The following is an 18651-nucleotide window of genomic DNA, read 5'->3' as shown; positions in this document are numbered from 1 at the left end:
GGTTCACTCGTTAGGGATCGCGCAGTCCAGCGAGCCTTCCTCGCATTTCATGTGCGCCTGCAGGGCGGCCGTGCGCTGTTGGGTGAGCGCGGCCTGGCACTGGGCCAGCAGCATGGGATAGGCCGAGCCGCCCTCGGCCAGGCCGGTCTTGAAGGCGCATTCGGCATCGCGGAAGGCGATCCACGCGCGCTGCGCGGCGACCAGGCGCTGGTGCTGGTCCTTGTCGTCCTTGAGCCGGGCGCTCGCCTGCTTGTAGGCGGCGTTCAGCGCGGCATCGGCCTGCTTGTACTGCGCAGCCGCGCATGCGGTCATGCCGGCTTGATCGCTGGCGTTGGCGCAGTCGGGCGCGGCTGCGTGCGCGGCGGGAACGAACATCGCAAGACCGAGAGACAGCAGGAGTGTACGCATGGCAGTCCTTTGAGGCGTCTGGAGAAGGCTTGATTATTTCGTTGATCCGTTAAAGAATCATACCCGGTACGTGGTTACCATCCGCACGACAACACAACCGGGAGAGGAATCTTATGCTTCGCCATGGCCATCGTGGACGCTTTTTCGTGCTGTGCGCCATTGCCGCGACCGCCGCCCTGTCGGGCTGCGATACGCTGGACCGCATGGAAGTGGAGAACTACCAGCGCGAATGCGACAAGCTGGGCATCGCCCGCAATACGCCGAGCTACGACAACTGCATGCTGCAGCAGCAGAAGCTGCAGGAAGAAGAGGTCGAGCACGCCATGGACCGCGACGCCATGCGGCACCACAAGTAGCGCGCGGCGCGCCTTCAGGACACCCGGGTGGTGAGTATCTTGATCCCGGCCGCCGCGAAGGCCACGGCGAACACCGCCTCGAAGACCCGGCGCAGCCGCAGGTAGCAGGCCGTCATGCGGCGGCTTGAGAACAGCAGCGCGTAGCCGTGGAACACCACGGCGCCCTGCGCGCCGACCGCCGCCATGATGCACAGCAGGTCGGTGGCCGAGGCGTCCCTGGGTATGCCGATCGAATACAGCGAGCCGAAGAACAGCACCGCCTTGGGGTTGGTCAGGTGCAGCGCCAGGCCGCGCCGGAACGCCCGGCTGCCCGAGGGGGCGCCGGCGGCCGCGACGGTGGCCGGCCGGGCCGGCGCCAGCGCATGCCGGGCCGACTTCCAGGCCAGATAGAGCAGGTAGCCCGCGCCCAGATAGCGCGCCGCCTCGAACAGCCAGGCGTGCGCCAGCATCACCGCGCCCAGCCCGAAGGCCGCCATTGCCGACCAGCACAGCGAGCCCGTCGTGACGCCCGATGCCAGCGCCAGGCCGGCGCGCCGGCCGTGCGACATGGACGTGCCGGCGATGGCGAGCGTGGCGGGGCCGGGGCTGGCCGAGGCGACCAGCGCCGCGAGCAGGATCAGGTACAGGTTGATGCCGCTGGACATGCCGTGGTTCCGTGCGGGAGTGGGTCGGGATCAGCCGTCGAGCGCCTGTTGCACTCGTTGCGCGACGTCGGCGGGCAGCCATTCGCGCCAGATCCGCGGATGCTGCCGCAGGAAGTATAGCGAGGCTTCCTCGATTTCGAGTTTTTCGCGCTCCATGTGGCCGAGTGTCGCGGTCAGTACGGCCTCGGGCACGCTGACCTTGGCCAGGAAGGCCGTCAGCCCCGGCGCGCGCCGTGCGAACTCGCTGTTGACCGCCGTGACCACCGGATACGCCGCCAGCCCGGTGGGACGGGGGGTCTCGCAGTGCGGATCGGTGATGCAGGCCAGCGCTTGCCGGTCGACCGGCGGCAGGTCCAGCTTGACCAGGTCCAGCGAGCCGACCAGCGAGGTGGGGGTCCAGTAGTAAAAGACGATGTCCTTCTTGCGCTTGTAGGCTGAAGTGATGGCGGCGCGCTGCGCCGCCGCGTTGCCCGGCGAGTACACCAGGTATTCATCCTGCAGCCCGAAGGCGCGCAGCAGGTTGGCGTTGATGGTGCCGCAGGTCCAGCCCACCGCGCAACCGTAGATGCGGCCCTTGCCGGGGTCCTCGTCGTCGATGAAGGCTTCGTGCAGGCCCTCCAAGTCGGCGGCGCCGCGCAATTGCGGGAATTTCTCGGCCGTATGGCGCGGCACGTACCAGCCGTCGGTGCCGGTGAAGACGGTGCCCACTTGCCGGACCTTGCCCGAGGCGATCGCCTCGTCCCAGGCCTGCTGCATCTGCGTGATCCAGATCTCGCTGTTGACGTCCACGTCGCCGCGTTGCAGCGCCGCGAACATCGGCAGGGTGTCGCCTTGTTCCACTTGCGTGTCGCATCCGTAGCCATGCTCGACGATGTAGCGCTCCACGCCCACCAGCATCAGGTTCGATTCCCAGTTCATGCCACCGAATTTCATGGGCCGGTCCAGTTCGCAGGTGGGGGATTGCGCGTGGGCGTTGACGCTGAGTGCGGTGCCCAGCACCAGGCTGGCGGCGGTCAGAATGCGGTTGATGCGCATGCGATGGGTCATTGATCGATGTTCCCTGTCTTCCGTGGCAAAAAAGCATCGATGATAACAAGCCCCCCGCGCGCCGCCGCCGCGCGCATAGCCGTGCTGTTCAGCCGGGCGCCGGGGCGCGCGGCGGCTGGTGCAGCGCCACGGCCTCGATCGTGCCGTCGCCGGCCCGCGGATAGCGCCGCATGACCTCCGGATCATGCCCGGGCACGATGTGGTCGGGCGATTCGGCGAACTTCAGCAGGGTGCCGTAGCCGGCCAGCATGTCCGCCACGTTGTAGACGATGGGGAACGGCGCCTGGGCCTGCATGTTGTCGTAGAAGTGGCTGGCGTCCGAGGCCAGCACCACCCAGCCGCGCGCGGTGTGCACGCGTACCGCCTGCAGCCCCTGGGTGTGGCCGCCGATGTGCAGCAGCTGCAGGCCGGCGGCGAGCTCGTCGTGGCCGTGGTAGAAGTCCACGCGCGCGTCGTACACGCCGCGCACCACGTCGACCATGTCCTCGACCGCATAGGCATGGCGCAGCATGTCGAAGCGCATGTTGCAGCCGCAGGCGTAGTGCAGCTCGCTTTCCTGCAGGTGCAGGCGGGCGCGCGGCAGCAGGCGGATGTTGCCCGCGTGGTCGTAGTGCAGGTGGGTGACGATCACGTCCCGCACGGCGTCCGGGGCGATGCCGAGCTGGCGCAGCGCTTCGATGGGACAGCGCAGGAAGCGGCGGCCGCGGGCGCGCGCGGCGGCTTCGTTGAACCCGGTGTCGACCAGGTAGACGCGCGCGTCGCGGCGGATCACCCAGACGTAGTAATCCATCGGCATGGGGCCGTCGTGCGGGTCGGGCGGGGTGATGAAGTTCTCGGCGCGGCGGCGCGCCACGGTGGCATAGCGCAGGGCGTAGATCTCGTAGCAGGGCAGCGTCATGGGCGGGCCTCGGGTGATGGATGCAGGCGCGCCAGCTCGGGGCGCAGATAGCGCAGCAGGCGCTGCGGGTCCTCGACCATGGGGAAGTGGCCCAGGTCGGGCATGAGGGTGAAGCGGGCGCCGGGGATCAACGCGGCGACGCGCCGCGAATCTTCCGGGCTGGCCGAATAGTCGTAGGCGCCGGTCAGCAGCGATATGCCGAACGAGGCGGCGTCCAGGCCGGCCAGGTGCACCGGCGCGTCGAAGTCCTCGCTGTAGAAGTGCAGGTCGTCCGCGTACACGCCGAAGCCGCCCTGGGCGTAGATCCAGGCCGCTTCGCGGCGCGCCGCCAGCGTGGTGTGCGGCGCCATCAGGCCGCGCACATACGCGGGGTTGTGGGCGGCCTGGTTGACTTCCGGGTGGCACAGCAGCGGCGTGCGCCGTCCGGCGGCCTTCCATGGCGCTTCCAGCGCGACCACGCCGGCCACGTCGCGCGGGCTGCGCGCGGCGATGTACAGGGCCATGGCGGCCCCCATGGAACAGCCCAGCAGCACGACCGGCTGCCGCGCCACCTGGCGGATCACCGCCAGGCAGGTGGCCAGATAGGCTTCGCGGGTGAGTCCGCCGGCCGTCCAGGCGCGGCCCGGCCAGGGCATGCTGCGGCCGTGGGCGGGCATGTCGAAGGCCAGCATGCGCCACTGCGCCCGCAGCGCCGCGTCGGTCATCAGGCCATGGAACTGGCGCGAATCGGCGCCGGCGGTGTGCAGCATCAGCAGGGTCGGCCCGGCCGCCAGGCCGCTGCTTTCCACATAGAGCGAGCCGGCCGCGCCGTCCAGCGTGACGGCGGCATAGTGTCCGTGGATGGCGCCGCGGTCGAGAGCGGGCGCATCGGCCTCGACCTGGCCGCGCAGGATCTCGAAGCAGCGCTCCAGCAGATGGAGGGACTGGGCCAGCGCGAGCGGCTCGGCCTTCACGGTGAAGTCCTGCGCCTGGCGCAGGGCCGCGGAGAAGGACTGGTAGCCCGGCGGCGGGAGGGGACTGAGCAGCTTGTCCCAGGTGGCGGGCGAGGCCCGGATGACGACGGTTTGCGACGGCGTGGCGGGCTGGCCGTTCCAGACCGCCAGGCGCTCGCCGGAGGCGCCGGCCTGCAGCCAGACGGCGCAGGACAGGCCGCGCGCGGCGGCGATGAATTCGCTATCTTGCCGGGCCCGGGCGATCCCGGCCTGCAGGCGCTGCTGGATCTCGTTCACTGGCGGATGTCTCCGGTTGTGGGCGCCGCAGCACTTCGAGGGCGGTGCGTTCGGCGTTGACGATGTGCGCGCGCGCGGCCGCTTGCGCGCCCTCCGGGTCGCGCGCCTGGATGCGGTCGAACAGGCGGTCGATCTCGGCCAGGCTCTGGGGCAGGCGCTCGGGGCTGGCGAACGAGGTGGCGCGCAGCAGGTTGATGCGCGACAGCAGGCCGGGCAGCAGGTCCTTGATGAGATCGTTGTCGCAGCCGGATAGCAGCACGTCGTAGAAATCGCGCTTGGCGGCCAGCAGGGCGGTGCGGTCCTGGCCGCCGGCCTGGCCGTGCAGCGCGCGCACCGAGGCGCGCAGCCGCTCGACCGCGGCGTCGCTGGCGAGCCGGGCGAATTCGTGCGCGGCGTAGCCCTCCAGCAGCGCGCGCAGGGCATAGAGGTCGCGCGCGGCTTTTTCCGTGATGCGCACGACCGTGGGGCCGCGATGCGGTTCGATGGAGATCAGGCGCTCGGCCTCCAGGGTGCGCAGCGCCTCGCGCAAGGTGGGGCGGCTGATGCCCAGTTGCTCGCACAGCTCCTGCTCGCGCAGCCGGTCGCCGCCCTTGTACCGCCCGTCCATGATGGCCGCGCGCAGGAATTCTTCCACGCGCGTGCGCAGGGTGGTGGGTTTCTCGAACACGGCACCGGACGGGTTGGCCATAGGATCCTCGACTTAACGTGATGGCGCCGCCGGCGGCGGGATACGGACCGTGCCGCCGCCGGGCGGCCGCGCCTGAAGGTAAAGCCGAAATATATCCCGTCGGCGCGCCATGGCTCGTTCCGCTCTAGATTCCCAGATAGGCCGCGCGCACCCGGCTGTCGTCGAGCAGCTCGGCGCTGGGGCCGGACAGCACCACCCGGCCGGATTGCAGCACGTAGGCATCGCGCGCCACCGACAGGGCCAGGCGGGTGTTCTGCTCGACCAGCAGGATGGCCAGCCCGCTGGCGTGGATGTCCAGCATGGCCTGGTGCAGTTCCTCCACCACCCTGGGCGCCAGGCCATGGCTGGGCTCGTCCAGCAGCAGCAGGCGCGGTTCCAGCATGAGCGCGCGGCCGAACGCCACCATCTGCTGTTCGCCGCCGGACAGGGTGCCGGCGGCCTGGCGGCGGCGCTCGCGCAGGCGCGGGAACAGCGCGTAGACGCGCTCGCAACTGGCCTGCAGCGCGCCTTTCTGGCGGCGCCGCACGTAGCCGCCCAGGTACAGGTTTTCCTCGACCGTCATTTCCGGGAACACGTGGCGCCCTTCGGGCACGTGGGCGATGCCGAGTTCCGGCACCTGGTGCGGCGCGCGCCGCAGCAGGTCCTGGCCGTCGAAGCGGATGCGCCCCTCGACCTTGTCCAGCAAGCCCGATATGCAGCGCAGCAGCGTGCTCTTGCCGGCGGTGTTGGCGCCGACCACCGCGACGAAGCCGCCGGCCGGCACGCTCAGGTCCACGCCGTGCAGCACCGGGCTGCGGTCGTAGCGGGCGGTCAGGCCCTCGATCTGCAGCAGGCTCATGCCGGGACCTCCAGGTGGTCGAGCGATTTGCCCAGGTAGGCCTCGATGACAGCCGGGTCGGCGGCGATCGCGGCCGGGCTGCCCTCGGCGATTTTCTGGCCGAAGGACAGCACCAGGATGCGGTTGCACAAGCGCATGATGGCGCGCATATGGTGCTCGACCACCGCGAAGGTGATGCCGGATTCGTCGCGCAGCGCGCGGATCAGGTCCAGCAGGGCATCCATTTCGGCGTCGTTGAGCGCGGCCATGACTTCGTCCAGCAGCAGCACCTTGGGCGCGGTGCAGAGCGCCCGCGCCAGCTCCACGCGCGCCTGCTCGGGAAACGACAATTCGCCGGCGGGCTTGGCGGCGATGGCCGACAAGCCGACGCGGGCCAGGTTGTCGGCGGCCAGGCGGCGGGCCTGCGGCACGCCGTGGCGCAGGATGCCCCCCACCAGCACGTTGTCCAACACGGTCATCTCGGGAAACAGCGCCACGTTCTGGAAGGTCTTGGTCATGCCGCAGGCCGCGATGCGGTTCGGCCGCCAGCCGGTGATGTCCTGCCCGGCCAGCATGATGCGGCCCGCGTGGGGCTTGTACAGGCCCACCAGCAGGTTGAAGAGGGTGGTCTTGCCCGCGCCGTTGGGGCCGATCAGGCCCAGGATGTCGCCCTGGGCCACGCGGAACGACACGGCGTCGACCGCCTTCAGGCCGCCGAAGCGCCGGCTGGCGCCCTCGACTGTGAGTATGTCAGGCATGGCGGCCTCCGCCCGGTTGCCGCACGCGCTGCCACAGCGCCATCAGCCCGCGCGGCTCGAGCAGGATGATGGCGACCAGGATGAGGCCGTAGGCCAGTTGCGAGACGCCGGCGCTCTGGCCGGACAGCCAGTCGTTGAATAGTTCTTCCAGCGGGATGATGAGCAGGGCGCCGACCAGCGGACCGGCCACGGTGCCGATGCCGCCGACGATGCAGATGAGCGCCACCCGCACGGAGATGCCGGCCAGCGAGAACACCGTGTCCGGATCGAAGAAGAAAATGAACTGCGCGTACAGGGTGCCGCAGGCACCCATCAGGGCCGCCGAGATCACCGCCGCCAGGATGCGGGTGCGCACCGTGTCCACGCCGATGACTTCGGCCGCCTGCGGGTTGGCCTTGACCGCCCGCAGCCGGTAGCCCAGGCGCGAGCGGCTGATGGCGGCGAACACTAGCGTGGCGACCACCACGGCGCCCAGCATCAGGTAGTAGTACGGAATGCTGGACTTGAATTGCATCAGCACGAAGCTGCCGTCCGAATACGGCACCGAGATGCCGACCGGGCCGCCGGTGAGCGAGGCCCAGGTGTTGGCGATGGCGCGCATCACTTCGCCGAATGCCAGCGTGGCCAGCGCGAAGTAGTGGCCGCGCAGCCGCATGGTGGGCAGGCTGAGCAGCGCGCCGGCGACGGCCGCCACCGCCATGGCGGCCACCATGCCCAGCCAGGGCGAGATGCCCAGGCGCATCAGCAGCAGGGTGGAGGTGTATGCGCCCAGGCCGAAGAAGGCGGCGTGGCCGAGCGAGATCTGGTTGGCCAGGCCGCCGACGATGTTCCAGGCCTGCGCCATCGCGGCGAACAGCAGCACCAGGGTCAGCACGCGGATGCCATAGCCCTGGTCTTCGAAGCACCAGGGCGCGGCCAGCGCCAGCGCCAGCGCCAGCAGCGCCAGCCAGGGCAGGGAGTGTCGGGTCGGGTTCGCGCGCATCAGCTTGCCCTCTTCAACAGGCCTTCCGGCTTGACGGCCAGCACCAGGATGAACACCGCGAACAGCACCAGGTTCTGCAGCTGCACCGGCAGAACCAGCGCGGACAGCGACTGGATCACGCCCACCGCGATGCCGCCGACCACGGCGCCCAGCACGCTGCCGAGCCCGCCCAGCACGACCGCGGTGAACATCAGCACGCTGAACTGGGCGCCGATGGTGGTGGAGGCGGTCAGGTACGGCAGGATGATGCCGCCGCCCAGGGCGGTCAGCCCCACCCCCAGCCCGAACGCGAGCTGGTGCACGCGGCGCGTGGAGACGCCCGACAGGCGGGCCGCCATGGGGTCCTGCGCGGTGGCGCGCACCGCCATGCCCCACCAGGTGTGCTTGAGCACCCACCACAGCGCCAGCGCCGCCACCGCGGCCACCACGAAGGCGAACAGGTACGGCGCGCTGAACAGCAGCGGCCCGAGCGCCAGCGCGGTCATCTGGTAGGGCGTCTGCACCGAGCGGAACTCGGAACTGAACAGGATCAGCGCCAGGTTTTCCATGACGATCAGCAGGCCGACCGTGAGGAAGATCTGCGCCACCGCCGGGGCTTTCAGCACCCGTTCGATCAGCCAGCGCTGTACGCCGACGCCCAGCACGAAGGCCGCCGCGAACGACAGCAGCGAGCCGGCCAGCGGGTCCAGGCCGAGCAGTTTCCAGGCGAAGAAAGCCACGAACATGCCCAGCATCAGGAATTCCCCCTGGGCGAAGTTGACGATGGAGATCACGCCGAAGACCAGCGTGAGCCCGATCGATATGACCGCGTACACGCCGCCCAGCAGGATGCCGTCCACCAGGGCCTGCAGGAATTGCATGGCTGCTCCCTAGATGAGCTTGCCCTTGGCCAGCGCCTGGGGCCATACCGATACCAGCTCGTTGTCCTGCCACTGCACCATGACCGGCTGGGCCAGCGTGTTCAGGCCCTTGGCGTCGAATTTCACGCCGCCGCCCGACATGACGCCCGCCCACCCCTGGTCGAAGGTGTGCGAACGCAGCGCCTGCGACAGCGCGTCCTGCTTGCCCGAGCCGGCTGCTTCCAGCGCGCTGGCCAGCACGCCCAGGCAGACAGCGTGCTCGAGCGCCTCGTGCGGCATGAAGGTGCCGAAGCGCTTGCGGTAGCGTTCGGTGTATTCCGGCTTCTGGTCGTAGTTGGCCGGGGCGATCGACAGCACCGCCTGCGCGTACTGGCCCAGGGCCTTGGCGAAATCCGGGATCACGTAGCCGGCGGCGCCGCCCACCACCGGCAGCGTGATCTTCTGCTGGCGCATCACGCGGATGATGAGCAGGCTGTCGTTCAGGTACGAGACGGGGAACACGATCTGCGCGTCGGAGGCGCGCAGCTTGTTGATGAGCGGGGTGACGTCGGTGATGCCCAGCGGGTAGGCCTCGTCCAGCACCACGTCGGCCCCGGCCGCGCGCGCCGCGTCGCGGATGCCGGCCGCCTGTGAGGTGCCGTAGGCGGTGTCTTCGTACAGGATGGCGATTTTCTTGATCCGGTCGGCGCCGGCCACTACCGCCGCGGCATAGTCGTACTGGGCCTTGCCGAGCACCGACCCTTTGGACACCACCTGGTAGATGTGCTTGAAGCCGCGCTCGGTGAGCATGTCGGAGAACGACATGGTCAGCAGCGGGATGCCGCGCCGTTCGGTGACCTCGGACACCGCCAGGGTCAGCGAGGACGCGTAGGCGCCGATGAGCGCGACGCAACGGTTCTGGGTGATGAGGCGCTGCGCCACCGTGGCCGCGCTGGTGGGCTGCGAGGTGGAATCGGCGACGATCAGCTTCAGCCGGGCGCCGCCCAGCGCCTTGATGCCGCCGGCGGCATTGATCTCGTCGGCGGCCAGCTCCAGGCCCTGGCGCGAGTTGATGCCGAACTGCGCATTGGCGCCGGAGAGGGGCAGCACCACGCCGACCGCGATCTCCTCTGCCGCGGCGCCGGCCCGCCCGGGCAGCGCCGCGCCGAGCGCGGCGGCGCCCATGGCCATGACGAGTTCCCTGCGCCCTGGGCGCAGGCCTGCTGGGGAAGATTTCTGCATGGTTTGTCTCCGTGTGTTGTTCGCGGGCGCCCGGCTGTTGCGCGCCGGTGCTGGGAACAGATTATTCTGATCGTCTTATTGACTGTCAAGATGATTGTATGACAATCTAACGAAATAGCGATTCATCACGCCGCCGTTGCCGGCGGCATTCACCTATCCCACGGAGGAACCCATGGCAGATGTCCAATCCGAAACCCAGGCCCTGTTCGACCAGGGCCTGTCCCTGCGCCGCGAAGTGCTGGGCGGCGAGTACGTAGACGGCTCGCTGGCGCGCGCCAACGATTTCATGATGGCGTTCCAGCGCATCACCACCGAATGGTGCTGGGGCTACGCCTGGGGCCGGCCGGGCCTGGAGAAGAAGACCCGCAGCATGCTTAACCTGGCCATGCTCACCGCCCTGAACCGTCCGGCCGAAATCCGGCTGCACGTCAAGGGCGCGCTCAACAACGGCGTCACGGTCGAGGAGATCAAGGAAATCCTGCTGCAGGCCACCGTCTACTGCGGCATCCCGGCCGGCCTGGACGCCTTCAAGGTGGCCAACCAGGTGCTGGAAGAAGAGGGCGCGTTCAAGGAGGCGGCCAAATGAGCGCGGGCCCGGGTTCCCTGCGCGTCGGCGTGATCGGGGTCGGCAGCATGGGCTGGCCCATGGCGGCGCGCCTGGCGCAGGCCGGCCACGCGGTGCAGGTCTATGACGCGGCGCCGGGCCAGGCGGCGCGCTTCGCCGCCGAGGTCGGCGGCAAGGCGGCCGCCACCTGCCGCGCGCTGGCCGAGGGCAGCGAGCTGATCATCACCATGCTGCCGACCAGCGCCATCGTCGAACAGGTGCTGCAGGGCGAGGACGGCGTGCTGGCCGGGCTGCGCCCGGGCAGCGTGGTCATCGAGATGAGTTCGGGCGTGCCGGCGCATACGCAGCGCCTGGCGGCGGCGGTCGCCGCGGCCGGCGGCGAACTGGCCGATGCGCCGGTCTCGGGCGGCGTGCCGCGCGCGCGCACCGGCGAGCTGGCCATCATGTTCGGCGGCCCGGCCGCCACCCTGGAGCGCGTGCGGCCGGTGCTGGCGGCCATGGGCACGTCGATCCTGCACACCGGCGCGGTCGGCAGCGCCCACGCCATGAAGGCGCTCAACAACCTGGTGTCGGCCGGCGGGTTCCTGATCGGCGTGGAGGCGATGCTGATCGGCCAGCAGTTCGGCCTGGATCCGGCAGTGATCGTCGACGTGCTCAACGCGTCCACCGGCATGAACAATTCGACGCAGAAGAAGTTCAAGCAGTTCGTGTTGTCGCGCCAGTTCAATTCGGGCTTCGGCCTGGACCTCATGGTCAAGGACCTGGGCATCGCGCTGGGCATCGCCGCCGACACCGGCACGCCGACGCCGTTCGCCGCGCTGTGCCACGAACTGTGGGCGGCCGCCGGCAAGAGCCTGGGCCAGGGCCAGGACCACACCGCGGTGGCGCGCCTGTGCGAGCAGCTGGCGGGGGTCGAGCTGGCCGCTACGCGCGGCGACTGACAATGCGGGCCGCCGCCCGCGCGGCGGCTCCGTTTCCATCACTATCATCCGCCGCCCGCAGGGCGCGGCGGGCGGGCTGTCGCCCGGACAAAACGAGGAGCAGACATGAACAAGACAATCGCGGCGGCGCTGGCCGCCTGCCTGGCCCTGGGCGCTGGCGGCGCGCGCGCCGACACTTTCCCGTCGCGGCCGATTTCCATGGTGGTGCCGTACGCGGCCGGCGGCTCCACCGACGGCCTGGCGCGCATCGTCGCGCAGGCCATGGGCAAGGACCTGGGCCAGACCGTGGTGGTCGAGAACCTGGGCGGCGGCGGCACCATGATCGGCAACCAGCGCGTGATCCGCGCCGCGCCGGACGGCTACACGCTGACTTTCGGCAACATGGGCTCGCTGGCGATCGCGCCGTCGCTCTATCCCAAGGCCAATTTCGATCCGCGCCGCGACATGATCGGCATCGGCCTGGTGGCCACGGTGCCCATGGTGCTGTCGGCCAGCAAGGCCAGCGGCATCTCGACGCTGGAGGACTTCGTGCAGCGCCTGCGCCAGCAAGGCGACGCCGTCAACTTCGGCAATGCCGGATCGGGCTCCACCAGCCATATCGCCGCGGTGTACTTCGAGCACGTCACCAAGACGAAGGCCACGCAGATACCCTATCGCGGCGCGGGGCCGGCCATCGCGGACCTGATGGCCGGCACGGTCGACGCCGTCATCGACCAGACCGTCACCATGATTCCCCTGCACCGGGCCGGCCGGGTATCCGCGCTGGCGGTGGCCAGCCCGGCCCGCCTGCCGCAACTGCCCGATGTGCCCACGTTCGCGGAAGGCGGCGTGCCCGACTTCGACCTGAATGTCTGGAATGCGATCGCGGTGCCGGCCGGCACGCCGGCGCCCGCGGTGCGGCGCCTGGAGCAGGCGCTGGCGGCGGCGTTGCGCGATCCCGACGTGCAGGCGTCGCTGGAAAAACTGGCGGCCCAGGCGCCGGCGCCGCAGGACCAGGGCTCGGCCGCCCTGCAGGCGCTGCTGGAGCGCGACGTGCCGCGCTTCGCCGCGCTGATCGAGCAAGCCGGCGTGCCGGTCAACTGATTCAATCGAGCGGCCGGATTTTTTCCAGCAGGAACTCGACGAACACGCGCACCCGGGCCGGCAGCAGGCGCGTCGCGGTCAGGACGTACAGCGCCCGGGGCTGCAATTCCCAGTCGGGCAGCACGCGCACAATCTTGCCGGCGTCCGCCAGCGCGGCGGCAAAGGTGCGGCTGAGCTGCCCGATGCCGACGCCCTCCACCACCAGTTGCTTGAGCACCGGCTGGCTGTTGGCGCTGAGCAGGGGGCGCGGCTGGATGCGCGCGGTCTCGGCGCCGTTGCGCAGCATCCAGCCTTCGTCGGGGTCGGCGCCCGGCATCAGCAGGCACTGGTGGTCGGCCAGCTGGCTGGGCGTCGTGGGCGCCGGGTGCCGCTCGAGATAGGCGGGCGAGGCGTAGAGGTTCTGCCGCACCGTGCCGACCCGCCGGGCGATCAGGCGCGATTCCGCCGGCGGGTCGCCCAACAGGATGCTGGCGTCGTAGGGCTCGACCATCAAGTCGGGCAGCACCGAGGTCATGAAGAACTCGAAGCGGATATCCGGGTAGGTGGCGTGGAATTCCCGGAAATGCGCATCGGCGAAATACGCGCCGAAGTCGGCCGGCATGCTGACCCGCAGCGGGCCGGCCGGGCTCGACATCTCGCTGTCGAGTTCTTCGTTGATGGCATGGGCCTGCTGGATGATCTCGTCGATCTGCTGCAGGTAGCGGGCGCCGACTTCCGTGAGGGTGATGCGCCGGGTGGTCCGGTGCAGCAGCCGCACGCCGATGCTGTCCTCGAAATCGGAAATGCGGCGCGACAGCGTGGAAGTGGGCATGCCGAGGATTTCCGCCGCCTTGGTGAAGGTGCCGGCCTTGGCGATCTCGGCGAACAGGGCCATGTCCCGTAGCCTGTCTACGTCCTTGTTCACTGCGTGGTCCTTGCGGTGCGGGTTCGGTCGTGGCGCAGCCAGGGAAGGGCGCGCGCTGGCGGACCGTGTGTCCGCCAGCGCGCCGATTGACTGCTGTCGCGATTATCGTCGATTACCCGCGCCGCGCCGGGCGGCGTAGACAGGTGGCGCCGTGCGCGTACCGTCAGTGGTCGCGCCCGCCGCCCCGGCCGTGGCCGCCTCCGCCGCCATCCTGGCGCGGCCCCTGGGAGCCGCGCTCGGCGCGCTGGGCATGCTGCTGCTGGCGCTGCCGTTCCATGGACTGGCGCTGCTGCGCCTGCTGCTGGCGCTGGCGCTCCATGGACTGCCGTTGCTGCGCTTGTTGCTGCTGGCGCTGGCGTTCCACCGCTTGCCGCTGCTGCGCCTGCTGTTGCCGCCGCTGCTCGACTGCCTGTTGCTGCGCCCGCTCTTGCTGCCGCTGCGAGGCTGCCTGCCGGTCGCGCAACTGCTGCTGTTGTTGGCGTTGCTGCCGATCGACCGCCTGCTGGCGCCGTTCGGCGTCCTGGCGTTGCTCGCGCGCCTGCTCCTGTTGCCGGCGCTGGGCTTGCTGGCGCTGCTCGCGCGCGCCGTCGCGCCGGCCGGCTTCGGCGCGCTGCTGTCGTTCGCGGCGCTCCGCCTGGTCGCGGCGGCGCTCGTCATCGACCGTCATGCGCGGCGGCCGGCCCTGGTTGTGATCGGCGAACTGGCCGCGGTCCCGCGCGGCCTCGCGTCGATGTTCCTGCTGCGCGCGGGTCGGCGGCGCGTGCCGCTGGCGCATCGCCTCCTGCTCCTCGCGCGTGGGGCGATGCCGGATGCCGTCGCGGCCGCCGTTATAGCTGATGCGGCGGTTGTCGACATGGTTGACCACCACCTTGCGGCTGTAGACGTTGGTGACGCGGGTGACGTTGATGTGGTTGACTTCGCGGTTGTAGTAGAAGCGGTCGCGGTCCCAGTAGCCGCCCGCGTAGCCGATGCCGATGTAGCCGTAGCCGTAATTGATGCCGCCGTAGTAGCCCACGCGGCGGCTCCAGTAGCCGGGATGCCAGCGATAGACGTTGCCGGCGTAGGCCCAGTACCCCGGGGTCCACAGGGCGCCGGCGTAGGGCGGCATGACCCAGGCGCCGGGCACCCAGTAGTAGCCCGACGGGTTGATGGCCCAGTAGCCGGGCGTCCAGATGTAGCCGGGACCGGGGAGCATCGGCTGGCTGTACTCGGGCAGCGGCGGCGGCGGCGAATTCCAGGCGTTGATGCCGATGCGGATGGCGACGTCCGCGCGGGCCGGCAGGGGCGCGAGCGCGGTCGCCGCCAGGGCGCCCGCGATCAGCACGCCGGCGGACAGGTTCTTGAACAGGTTCATGATCGTCTCCCGGATGGGAAATCAATATCCGTAGTAGTACGGCGCCGGGTAGTAATAGACCGGCGGCGCGGGCCGCACATACACGTCCCCGCGGTGGTGATAGTGGGCCGGGCGGGCCGGCACCACCACGCATCCGGCCAGGGTGGCGGCGACGGCCAGCAGCGCGACGAAGGTTCTCATGATGGCGACTCCCATCGGTGGCGCGGCGAGGGCCGCGCGCTCATGCCAATTTAGGCACAGAGCTTAGTGGCGAGTTCGGTCCTGTAATCGTTTCGAAATGGCTTATTGGTGACCAAAACGCTTATTCGTGACCGACTGTCGCAGGGTGATATTCGTCTAGACGTATATATCAAGAAATGCGCGCGTCATGATGGCCGCCTATAGTGCGCGGCTTGTTCCCGTTACCTGCAGGCCGCACGCCCATGCCGGATTTCCCGCCGCCCCCGAAGATCGCCGACACCGTCATCAGCCCCGCCGCCAGGCTGCGCGAAGCCGCCATAGGGCGGCGCTGCGAGATTCTCCACGACACGGTCGTGGAATACGCGGCGCTGGGCGATTATTCGTATGTGGGCGAGCGCTGCATGATCGCCGATGCGGAAATCGGCAGGTTCTGCGCCATTGCGGCGCATGTGCGCATCGGCGCGCCCAACCATCCCATGGACCGGGCGTCGCAGCACCGGTTTACGTATTGTCCGGAATATTACTTTGCCGATGCACAGCGCGATGCCGGATTTTTCGGCGACCGGCGCGGCGACCGGATCGTCATCGGCAATGATGTCTGGATCGGCCACGGCGTCATCGTGCTGCCCGGCGTGGTGGTGGGCGACGGCGCCGTGCTGGCCGCCGGGGCGGTAGTCAGCCGCGACGTGGCGCCATACACCATCGTCGCCGGCGTGCCGGCGCGCAAGATCCGCGACCGCTTCGACCGGGACACGGCGCGGCGCCTGCAGGCCATCGCCTGGTGGAACTGGCCGGAGGATCTCATCGCCGCGCGGCTGGCCGATTTCCAGCAGGCGGGTGCGCAGGCCTTTTGCGCCAAATGGGGTTGAGCGCGGGCGTCGCGCTTCAGCCCGGTGCGACGGCCCGCGCCAGCAGGTAAAGGCCGCCGCCGATGGCCGCGATGCCGAGGCCACGCGCCGCGCGCAGGGAATCCGGCGCGAGCCGTTCCAGCATGACGGCGGCGGTGACCGCCGCCATCGCGGCGGGGTCCATCATGTCGAAGGCGAGCAGGGCCGTCATCGGTCCGGCGCAACTGCCGGCGCAATGCCGGCCCAGGCGCAGGCCGTGGCGCCAGCCGGCGTCGCGGCCATGGCGCGGGGCCTGGCGGCAGCCCGCCAGATGGCGCGCCTTCCAGGCGCTGAATTGCAGCGCGCCGGCCGCCAGCAAGGCCAGCGCGCCCAGCAGCGGCGTGGCCTGCAGCAGGGCCGGCCGCGCCAGTTGCTCCGTCGCCCAGGCCGCGCCGAGCGGATAGACGGCGAGGCCCGCCAGCGCCCACACGGACAGGTAGGCCAGCCCTGCCTGCCCCATCCACCAGGCCTGGCGCGCCGGCCCGGCGGCCAGGCGATGGCGCCACAACGCGGGCAGCAGGACCGGCAGCATCATGGCCGCCATCATGGCGAGCCACATGGCCGCGAACGACAGGGCGGCGCCCGGCCAGGTCTGGCCGGGCAGCGGCAGCCACATGGTCCAGGCCAGGCGGTCGCCGCAAACCGGCAGCGCGTCGAACATGGCGATCGTCCGCGGCGCGCGGCTATTCGGGCCGCGCGTACTCGTCGTGCCGGCGCCACCAGATGCCGGATTCGTTGCGTCCTTTGGGGGCGCGGTCCAGCCACTGGTACATGCCCCACAACCCGTCGAGCCCGCGTGCGTAGGTCGAATAGGTGTGGTAGATGACGCCGTCTTCCATCACGAACGCGCTCATGCCCGGCCGGTCGCGGTGGTAGGTGGCCCGGTCGGTGCCGCACATGGCGGCCATCAGGTTTTCCGCCTGGACGCCGCCGCCTTCCTGGCCGGGACGCCATTCGAAGCGCGTCTCGCGGTGGTAGTTGTATTCGATGTCGCCGGCGCGCTGCTGCGCCTCGGTGAACCAGATGTTGAAATCCGCATTGAAATCGCTGCCGGCCGACGAGGCCCAGGGGAAGCTCCAGCCCATGCGCTGCTTGTATGCCTGCAGTTTGGCCAGTGGCGCGCGCGATACCGCCATCAGCGTCACGTCGTGGTTGGCCAGGTGGGCGACGCAGCCGTCGAAGCCGTCGGCGATGGCCGAGCACGAGGGGCAGCCCGCGCGGTAGTCCGGGCCGAACATGAAGTGATAGACCAGCAGCTGCGAGCGGCCCTGGAACAGGTCGGCCAGCGTGGCCGGGCCGGCGTCCGTGTCGAACTGGTATGGCTTGTCGATGCGGACCCAGGGCAGCTCCTGGCGGCGCCGCGCCAGTTCGTCGCTGCGCCGTGTCAGTTCCTTTTCGGCCTCGAGCAGTTCGAGCCGCGCCGCGAGCCAGGCCTGGCGGGTGCCGGTGGGGTGGGTTGCCTGCATGGTGTCCTCCGTTGGATGCCGCGCCGCGCCGGCCGGGATGGCCGTGCTGGCGCGCTGGTTGGTCCTGATGCGATAGGTTAGGATCGCCACATCGAACGGTGGGAGTGACAAGTGTGGCGGGATTCCGATGGACTTGCTCATCCAGGCCGCGGCGCGCGCGCTGGCGGCCGGTGATCCGCTCGCCGCGCTGAACCGCGTCGCGCTGCGCGACGACGCGGCGGCGCTGGCGCTGCGCGGCATCGCGATGGCGCAGCTGGGCGAGTTCGCGCGCGCCCGCGCGCTGGTGCGCGGCGCGGCGCGCGCATTCGGCGCCGCCAGCGCGGCGGCCCGCGCCCGCTGCGTCATCGCCGAAGCCGAGATCGCGCTGGCGGCGCGCGACCTCAATTGGCCGGCCAGGACGCTCGAGGCCGCGCGGGCCACCCTCGAAGCGCACGGCGACCAGGTGAATGCCGCGCATGCGCGCTATCTGGAGCTGCGCCGCCTGCTGCTGATCGGCCGGCTGGACGAAGCCGAGCGCTTGCTGGCCGGGCTGGACCCGGCCCGCTTGCCGATGGCGTTCAAGGCCACCCACGAGCTGGCGCTGGCCGGTATCGCCATGCGGCGCCTGCGCGCGCGCGATGCCCGCCTGGCGCTGGCGCGGGCGGCGCGCGCGGCCGGCCAGGCGGGCATCCCGGCGCTCGCCGCCGAGGTCGATGGCATGGCGCGTTTGCTGCAGGCGCCCGCGGCGCGGCGCGTCGGGCCGCGCGGCGAACAGTTGCTGTCGCTCGACCAGGTCGAGGAATTGCTCGGGTCGCCCGGGCTGGTGGTCGACGCGTGCCGCCATGTGGTGCGCGATGCGCATGCCGCGGTGCCATTGGCGCGGCGTCCGGTGCTGTTCGCGCTGGCGCGCCTGCTGGCCGAGGCATGGCCGCGCGACGTGCCCAGGGACGAGCTGATCGCCCGCGTGTTCCGCGCGCGCCGCCCCGATGATTCGCACCGCGTGCGCCTGCGCGTCGAGATCGGACGCCTGCGCCGCGCGCTGCAGGGCCTGGCCGGCATCGTGGCGACGCCCGGCGGCTATGCGCTGCGGCCGCATCGGCACGGCGCGCCGATCGTCCTGGCCCGGCCCGTCGACGAGCCGCACGCGGCGGTGCTGGCGCTGCTGGCCGACGGCGAAGCCTGGTCCAGTTCGGCCCTGGCCCTGGCGCTGGACGCCAGCCAGCGCACGGTGCAGCGGGCGCTGGATGCGCTGGCGGCGGCCGGCAAGGCGCAGGCGCTCGGGCATGGCCGGGCGCGCCGCTGGATCGCGCCGCCAATGCCGGGATTCGCGCCAAGCTTGTTACTCCCCATGGCGCTGCCGGAGGGCTAGCATGGAAGCTGTCAA

Annotated in this window: 22 protein-coding genes; 6 read left to right on the top strand and 16 right to left on the bottom strand. The window is 70.4% G+C overall.

Annotated features, from left to right (window positions below; all coding sequences use genetic code 11):
- Positions 1-3: 3 nt before the first annotated feature.
- The gene (locus CAL24_RS18505; RefSeq protein WP_094807523.1) at positions 4-408 is read right to left on the bottom strand and encodes a lysozyme inhibitor LprI family protein; all 405 of its coding nucleotides are present in this window, start codon (positions 406-408) and stop codon (positions 4-6) included.
- Positions 409-521: 113 nt separating this feature from the next.
- On the opposite strand from CAL24_RS18505, the gene CAL24_RS18500 reads away from it, so the two are divergent.
- A complete protein-coding gene (locus tag CAL24_RS18500; RefSeq protein WP_028352503.1) occupies positions 522-764 on the top strand; it encodes a hypothetical protein in 243 nt (80 codons plus the stop codon).
- Between the two features lie 14 nt (positions 765-778).
- On the opposite strand, the gene CAL24_RS18495 is transcribed toward CAL24_RS18500, so the two are convergent.
- The 10 genes from CAL24_RS18495 to CAL24_RS18450 all read right to left on the bottom strand — a co-directional run bounded on the left by CAL24_RS18495 (position 779) and on the right by CAL24_RS18450 (position 9908).
- Positions 779-1408 carry a LysE family translocator gene (locus CAL24_RS18495; RefSeq protein WP_028352502.1) on the bottom strand — a complete coding sequence of 210 codons (630 nt, stop codon included), beginning with the start codon at positions 1406-1408 and terminating at the stop codon, positions 779-781.
- Positions 1409-1438: 30 nt separating this feature from the next.
- On the bottom strand, positions 1439-2443 hold the full coding sequence (locus CAL24_RS18490) for an ABC transporter substrate-binding protein (RefSeq protein ID WP_094807580.1): 1005 nt from the start codon (positions 2441-2443) through the stop codon (positions 1439-1441).
- A gap of 100 nt (positions 2444-2543) precedes the next feature.
- Entirely contained in the window at positions 2544-3353 is an 810-nt protein-coding gene (locus tag CAL24_RS18485) for an N-acyl homoserine lactonase family protein (RefSeq protein ID WP_094807522.1), read from the bottom strand.
- Positions 3350-4582: an alpha/beta fold hydrolase gene (locus CAL24_RS18480; protein ID WP_094807521.1), complete on the bottom strand. Its 1233-nt coding sequence runs from the start codon at positions 4580-4582 to the stop codon at positions 3350-3352. Before CAL24_RS18480 ends, CAL24_RS18485 begins: the two co-directional genes overlap by 4 nt.
- A complete protein-coding gene (locus CAL24_RS18475; RefSeq protein WP_094807520.1) occupies positions 4527-5270 on the bottom strand; it encodes a GntR family transcriptional regulator in 744 nt (247 codons plus the stop codon). Before CAL24_RS18475 ends, CAL24_RS18480 begins: the two co-directional genes overlap by 56 nt.
- A gap of 124 nt (positions 5271-5394) precedes the next feature.
- Positions 5395-6108 (bottom strand): ABC transporter ATP-binding protein, encoded by a 714-nt coding sequence (locus tag CAL24_RS18470; RefSeq protein ID WP_028352498.1) that lies wholly within the window; start codon positions 6106-6108, stop codon positions 5395-5397.
- Entirely contained in the window at positions 6105-6845 is a 741-nt protein-coding gene (locus tag CAL24_RS18465; RefSeq protein WP_094807519.1) for an ABC transporter ATP-binding protein, read from the bottom strand. Before CAL24_RS18465 ends, CAL24_RS18470 begins: the two co-directional genes overlap by 4 nt.
- Positions 6838-7827: a branched-chain amino acid ABC transporter permease gene (locus CAL24_RS18460; protein WP_094807518.1), complete on the bottom strand. Its 990-nt coding sequence runs from the start codon at positions 7825-7827 to the stop codon at positions 6838-6840. Before CAL24_RS18460 ends, CAL24_RS18465 begins: the two co-directional genes overlap by 8 nt.
- Positions 7827-8687, bottom strand: coding sequence for a branched-chain amino acid ABC transporter permease (locus CAL24_RS18455; protein WP_094807517.1), 861 nt, complete (start codon positions 8685-8687; stop codon positions 7827-7829). Before CAL24_RS18455 ends, CAL24_RS18460 begins: the two co-directional genes overlap by 1 nt.
- A gap of 9 nt (positions 8688-8696) precedes the next feature.
- Positions 8697-9908 carry an ABC transporter substrate-binding protein gene (locus CAL24_RS18450; RefSeq protein ID WP_094807516.1) on the bottom strand — a complete coding sequence of 404 codons (1212 nt, stop codon included), beginning with the start codon at positions 9906-9908 and terminating at the stop codon, positions 8697-8699.
- Positions 9909-10080: 172 nt separating this feature from the next.
- Between CAL24_RS18450 and CAL24_RS18445 the strand changes: the two genes are divergently transcribed.
- From CAL24_RS18445 to CAL24_RS18435, 3 genes are all read left to right on the top strand, one after another.
- Complete coding sequence (locus CAL24_RS18445; protein WP_028352493.1) at positions 10081-10494, top strand: carboxymuconolactone decarboxylase family protein; 414 nt, start codon at positions 10081-10083, stop codon at positions 10492-10494.
- A complete protein-coding gene (locus tag CAL24_RS18440) occupies positions 10491-11414 on the top strand; it encodes an NAD(P)-dependent oxidoreductase (RefSeq protein WP_094807515.1) in 924 nt (307 codons plus the stop codon). The genes CAL24_RS18445 and CAL24_RS18440 overlap by 4 nt, the downstream gene beginning before the upstream one ends.
- 105 nt (positions 11415-11519) lie before the next feature.
- On the top strand, positions 11520-12497 hold the full coding sequence (locus CAL24_RS18435) for a Bug family tripartite tricarboxylate transporter substrate binding protein (RefSeq protein ID WP_028352491.1): 978 nt from the start codon (positions 11520-11522) through the stop codon (positions 12495-12497).
- A gap of 1 nt (position 12498) precedes the next feature.
- Here CAL24_RS18435 and CAL24_RS18430 read toward each other — a convergent pair whose 3' ends face one another.
- The 3 genes from CAL24_RS18430 to CAL24_RS24175 form a co-directional block, all read right to left on the bottom strand.
- The gene (locus tag CAL24_RS18430; RefSeq protein ID WP_028352490.1) at positions 12499-13401 is read right to left on the bottom strand and encodes a LysR family transcriptional regulator; all 903 of its coding nucleotides are present in this window, start codon (positions 13399-13401) and stop codon (positions 12499-12501) included.
- Between the two features lie 163 nt (positions 13402-13564).
- A complete protein-coding gene (locus tag CAL24_RS18425; RefSeq protein ID WP_094807514.1) occupies positions 13565-14755 on the bottom strand; it encodes a YXWGXW repeat-containing protein in 1191 nt (396 codons plus the stop codon).
- Positions 14756-14776: 21 nt separating this feature from the next.
- Complete coding sequence (locus CAL24_RS24175) at positions 14777-14935, bottom strand: hypothetical protein (RefSeq protein WP_170947115.1); 159 nt, start codon at positions 14933-14935, stop codon at positions 14777-14779.
- A gap of 242 nt (positions 14936-15177) precedes the next feature.
- Here CAL24_RS24175 and CAL24_RS18420 point away from each other — a divergent pair, with 242 nt between their 5' ends.
- Positions 15178-15804 (top strand): acetyltransferase, encoded by a 627-nt coding sequence (locus tag CAL24_RS18420; protein WP_094807513.1) that lies wholly within the window; start codon positions 15178-15180, stop codon positions 15802-15804.
- 16 nt (positions 15805-15820) lie between these two features.
- Here CAL24_RS18420 and CAL24_RS18415 read toward each other — a convergent pair whose 3' ends face one another.
- A complete protein-coding gene (locus tag CAL24_RS18415) occupies positions 15821-16483 on the bottom strand; it encodes a DUF2182 domain-containing protein (RefSeq protein WP_094807512.1) in 663 nt (220 codons plus the stop codon).
- A 22-nt stretch (positions 16484-16505) separates the two neighbouring features.
- Positions 16506-17288 (bottom strand): DUF899 domain-containing protein, encoded by a 783-nt coding sequence (locus CAL24_RS18410; protein WP_094807579.1) that lies wholly within the window; start codon positions 17286-17288, stop codon positions 16506-16508.
- A gap of 127 nt (positions 17289-17415) precedes the next feature.
- On the opposite strand from CAL24_RS18410, the gene CAL24_RS18405 reads away from it, so the two are divergent.
- Positions 17416-18636, top strand: coding sequence for a helix-turn-helix domain-containing protein (locus CAL24_RS18405; RefSeq protein ID WP_094807511.1), 1221 nt, complete (start codon positions 17416-17418; stop codon positions 18634-18636).
- The last annotated feature ends 15 nt before the right edge of the window (positions 18637-18651 follow it).

Origin of the sequence: Bordetella genomosp. 2, from assembly GCF_002261345.1 — a bacterium.
GTDB lineage: Bacteria > Pseudomonadota > Gammaproteobacteria > Burkholderiales > Burkholderiaceae_B > Bordetella_A.
This window is presented reverse-complemented; position numbering and strand designations above follow the sequence as displayed.

Excerpts from the sequence above, each read along its gene's own strand:
- CAL24_RS18505 (WP_094807523.1), bottom strand. The coding sequence starts at position 408 with ATGCGTACACTCCTGCTGTCTCTCGGTCTTGCGATGTTCGTTCCCGCC.
- CAL24_RS18500 (WP_028352503.1), top strand. The coding sequence starts at position 522 with ATGCTTCGCCATGGCCATCGTGGACGCTTTTTCGTGCTGTGCGCCATT.
- CAL24_RS18495 (WP_028352502.1), bottom strand. The coding sequence starts at position 1,408 with ATGTCCAGCGGCATCAACCTGTACCTGATCCTGCTCGCGGCGCTGGTC.
- CAL24_RS18490 (WP_094807580.1), bottom strand. The coding sequence starts at position 2,443 with ATGCGCATCAACCGCATTCTGACCGCCGCCAGCCTGGTGCTGGGCACC.
- CAL24_RS18485 (WP_094807522.1), bottom strand. The coding sequence starts at position 3,353 with ATGACGCTGCCCTGCTACGAGATCTACGCCCTGCGCTATGCCACCGTG.
- CAL24_RS18475 (WP_094807520.1), bottom strand. The coding sequence starts at position 5,270 with ATGGCCAACCCGTCCGGTGCCGTGTTCGAGAAACCCACCACCCTGCGC.
- CAL24_RS18470 (WP_028352498.1), bottom strand. The coding sequence starts at position 6,108 with ATGAGCCTGCTGCAGATCGAGGGCCTGACCGCCCGCTACGACCGCAGC.
- CAL24_RS18465 (WP_094807519.1), bottom strand. The coding sequence starts at position 6,845 with ATGCCTGACATACTCACAGTCGAGGGCGCCAGCCGGCGCTTCGGCGGC.
- CAL24_RS18460 (WP_094807518.1), bottom strand. The coding sequence starts at position 7,827 with ATGCGCGCGAACCCGACCCGACACTCCCTGCCCTGGCTGGCGCTGCTG.
- CAL24_RS18455 (WP_094807517.1), bottom strand. The coding sequence starts at position 8,687 with ATGCAATTCCTGCAGGCCCTGGTGGACGGCATCCTGCTGGGCGGCGTG.
- CAL24_RS18450 (WP_094807516.1), bottom strand. The coding sequence starts at position 9,908 with ATGCAGAAATCTTCCCCAGCAGGCCTGCGCCCAGGGCGCAGGGAACTC.
- CAL24_RS18445 (WP_028352493.1), top strand. The coding sequence starts at position 10,081 with ATGGCAGATGTCCAATCCGAAACCCAGGCCCTGTTCGACCAGGGCCTG.
- CAL24_RS18440 (WP_094807515.1), top strand. The coding sequence starts at position 10,491 with ATGAGCGCGGGCCCGGGTTCCCTGCGCGTCGGCGTGATCGGGGTCGGC.
- CAL24_RS18435 (WP_028352491.1), top strand. The coding sequence starts at position 11,520 with ATGAACAAGACAATCGCGGCGGCGCTGGCCGCCTGCCTGGCCCTGGGC.
- CAL24_RS18425 (WP_094807514.1), bottom strand. The coding sequence starts at position 14,755 with ATGAACCTGTTCAAGAACCTGTCCGCCGGCGTGCTGATCGCGGGCGCC.
- CAL24_RS24175 (WP_170947115.1), bottom strand. The coding sequence starts at position 14,935 with ATGAGAACCTTCGTCGCGCTGCTGGCCGTCGCCGCCACCCTGGCCGGA.
- CAL24_RS18420 (WP_094807513.1), top strand. The coding sequence starts at position 15,178 with ATGCCGGATTTCCCGCCGCCCCCGAAGATCGCCGACACCGTCATCAGC.
- CAL24_RS18415 (WP_094807512.1), bottom strand. The coding sequence starts at position 16,483 with ATGTTCGACGCGCTGCCGGTTTGCGGCGACCGCCTGGCCTGGACCATG.
- CAL24_RS18410 (WP_094807579.1), bottom strand. The coding sequence starts at position 17,288 with ATGCAGGCAACCCACCCCACCGGCACCCGCCAGGCCTGGCTCGCGGCG.
- CAL24_RS18405 (WP_094807511.1), top strand. The coding sequence starts at position 17,416 with ATGGACTTGCTCATCCAGGCCGCGGCGCGCGCGCTGGCGGCCGGTGAT.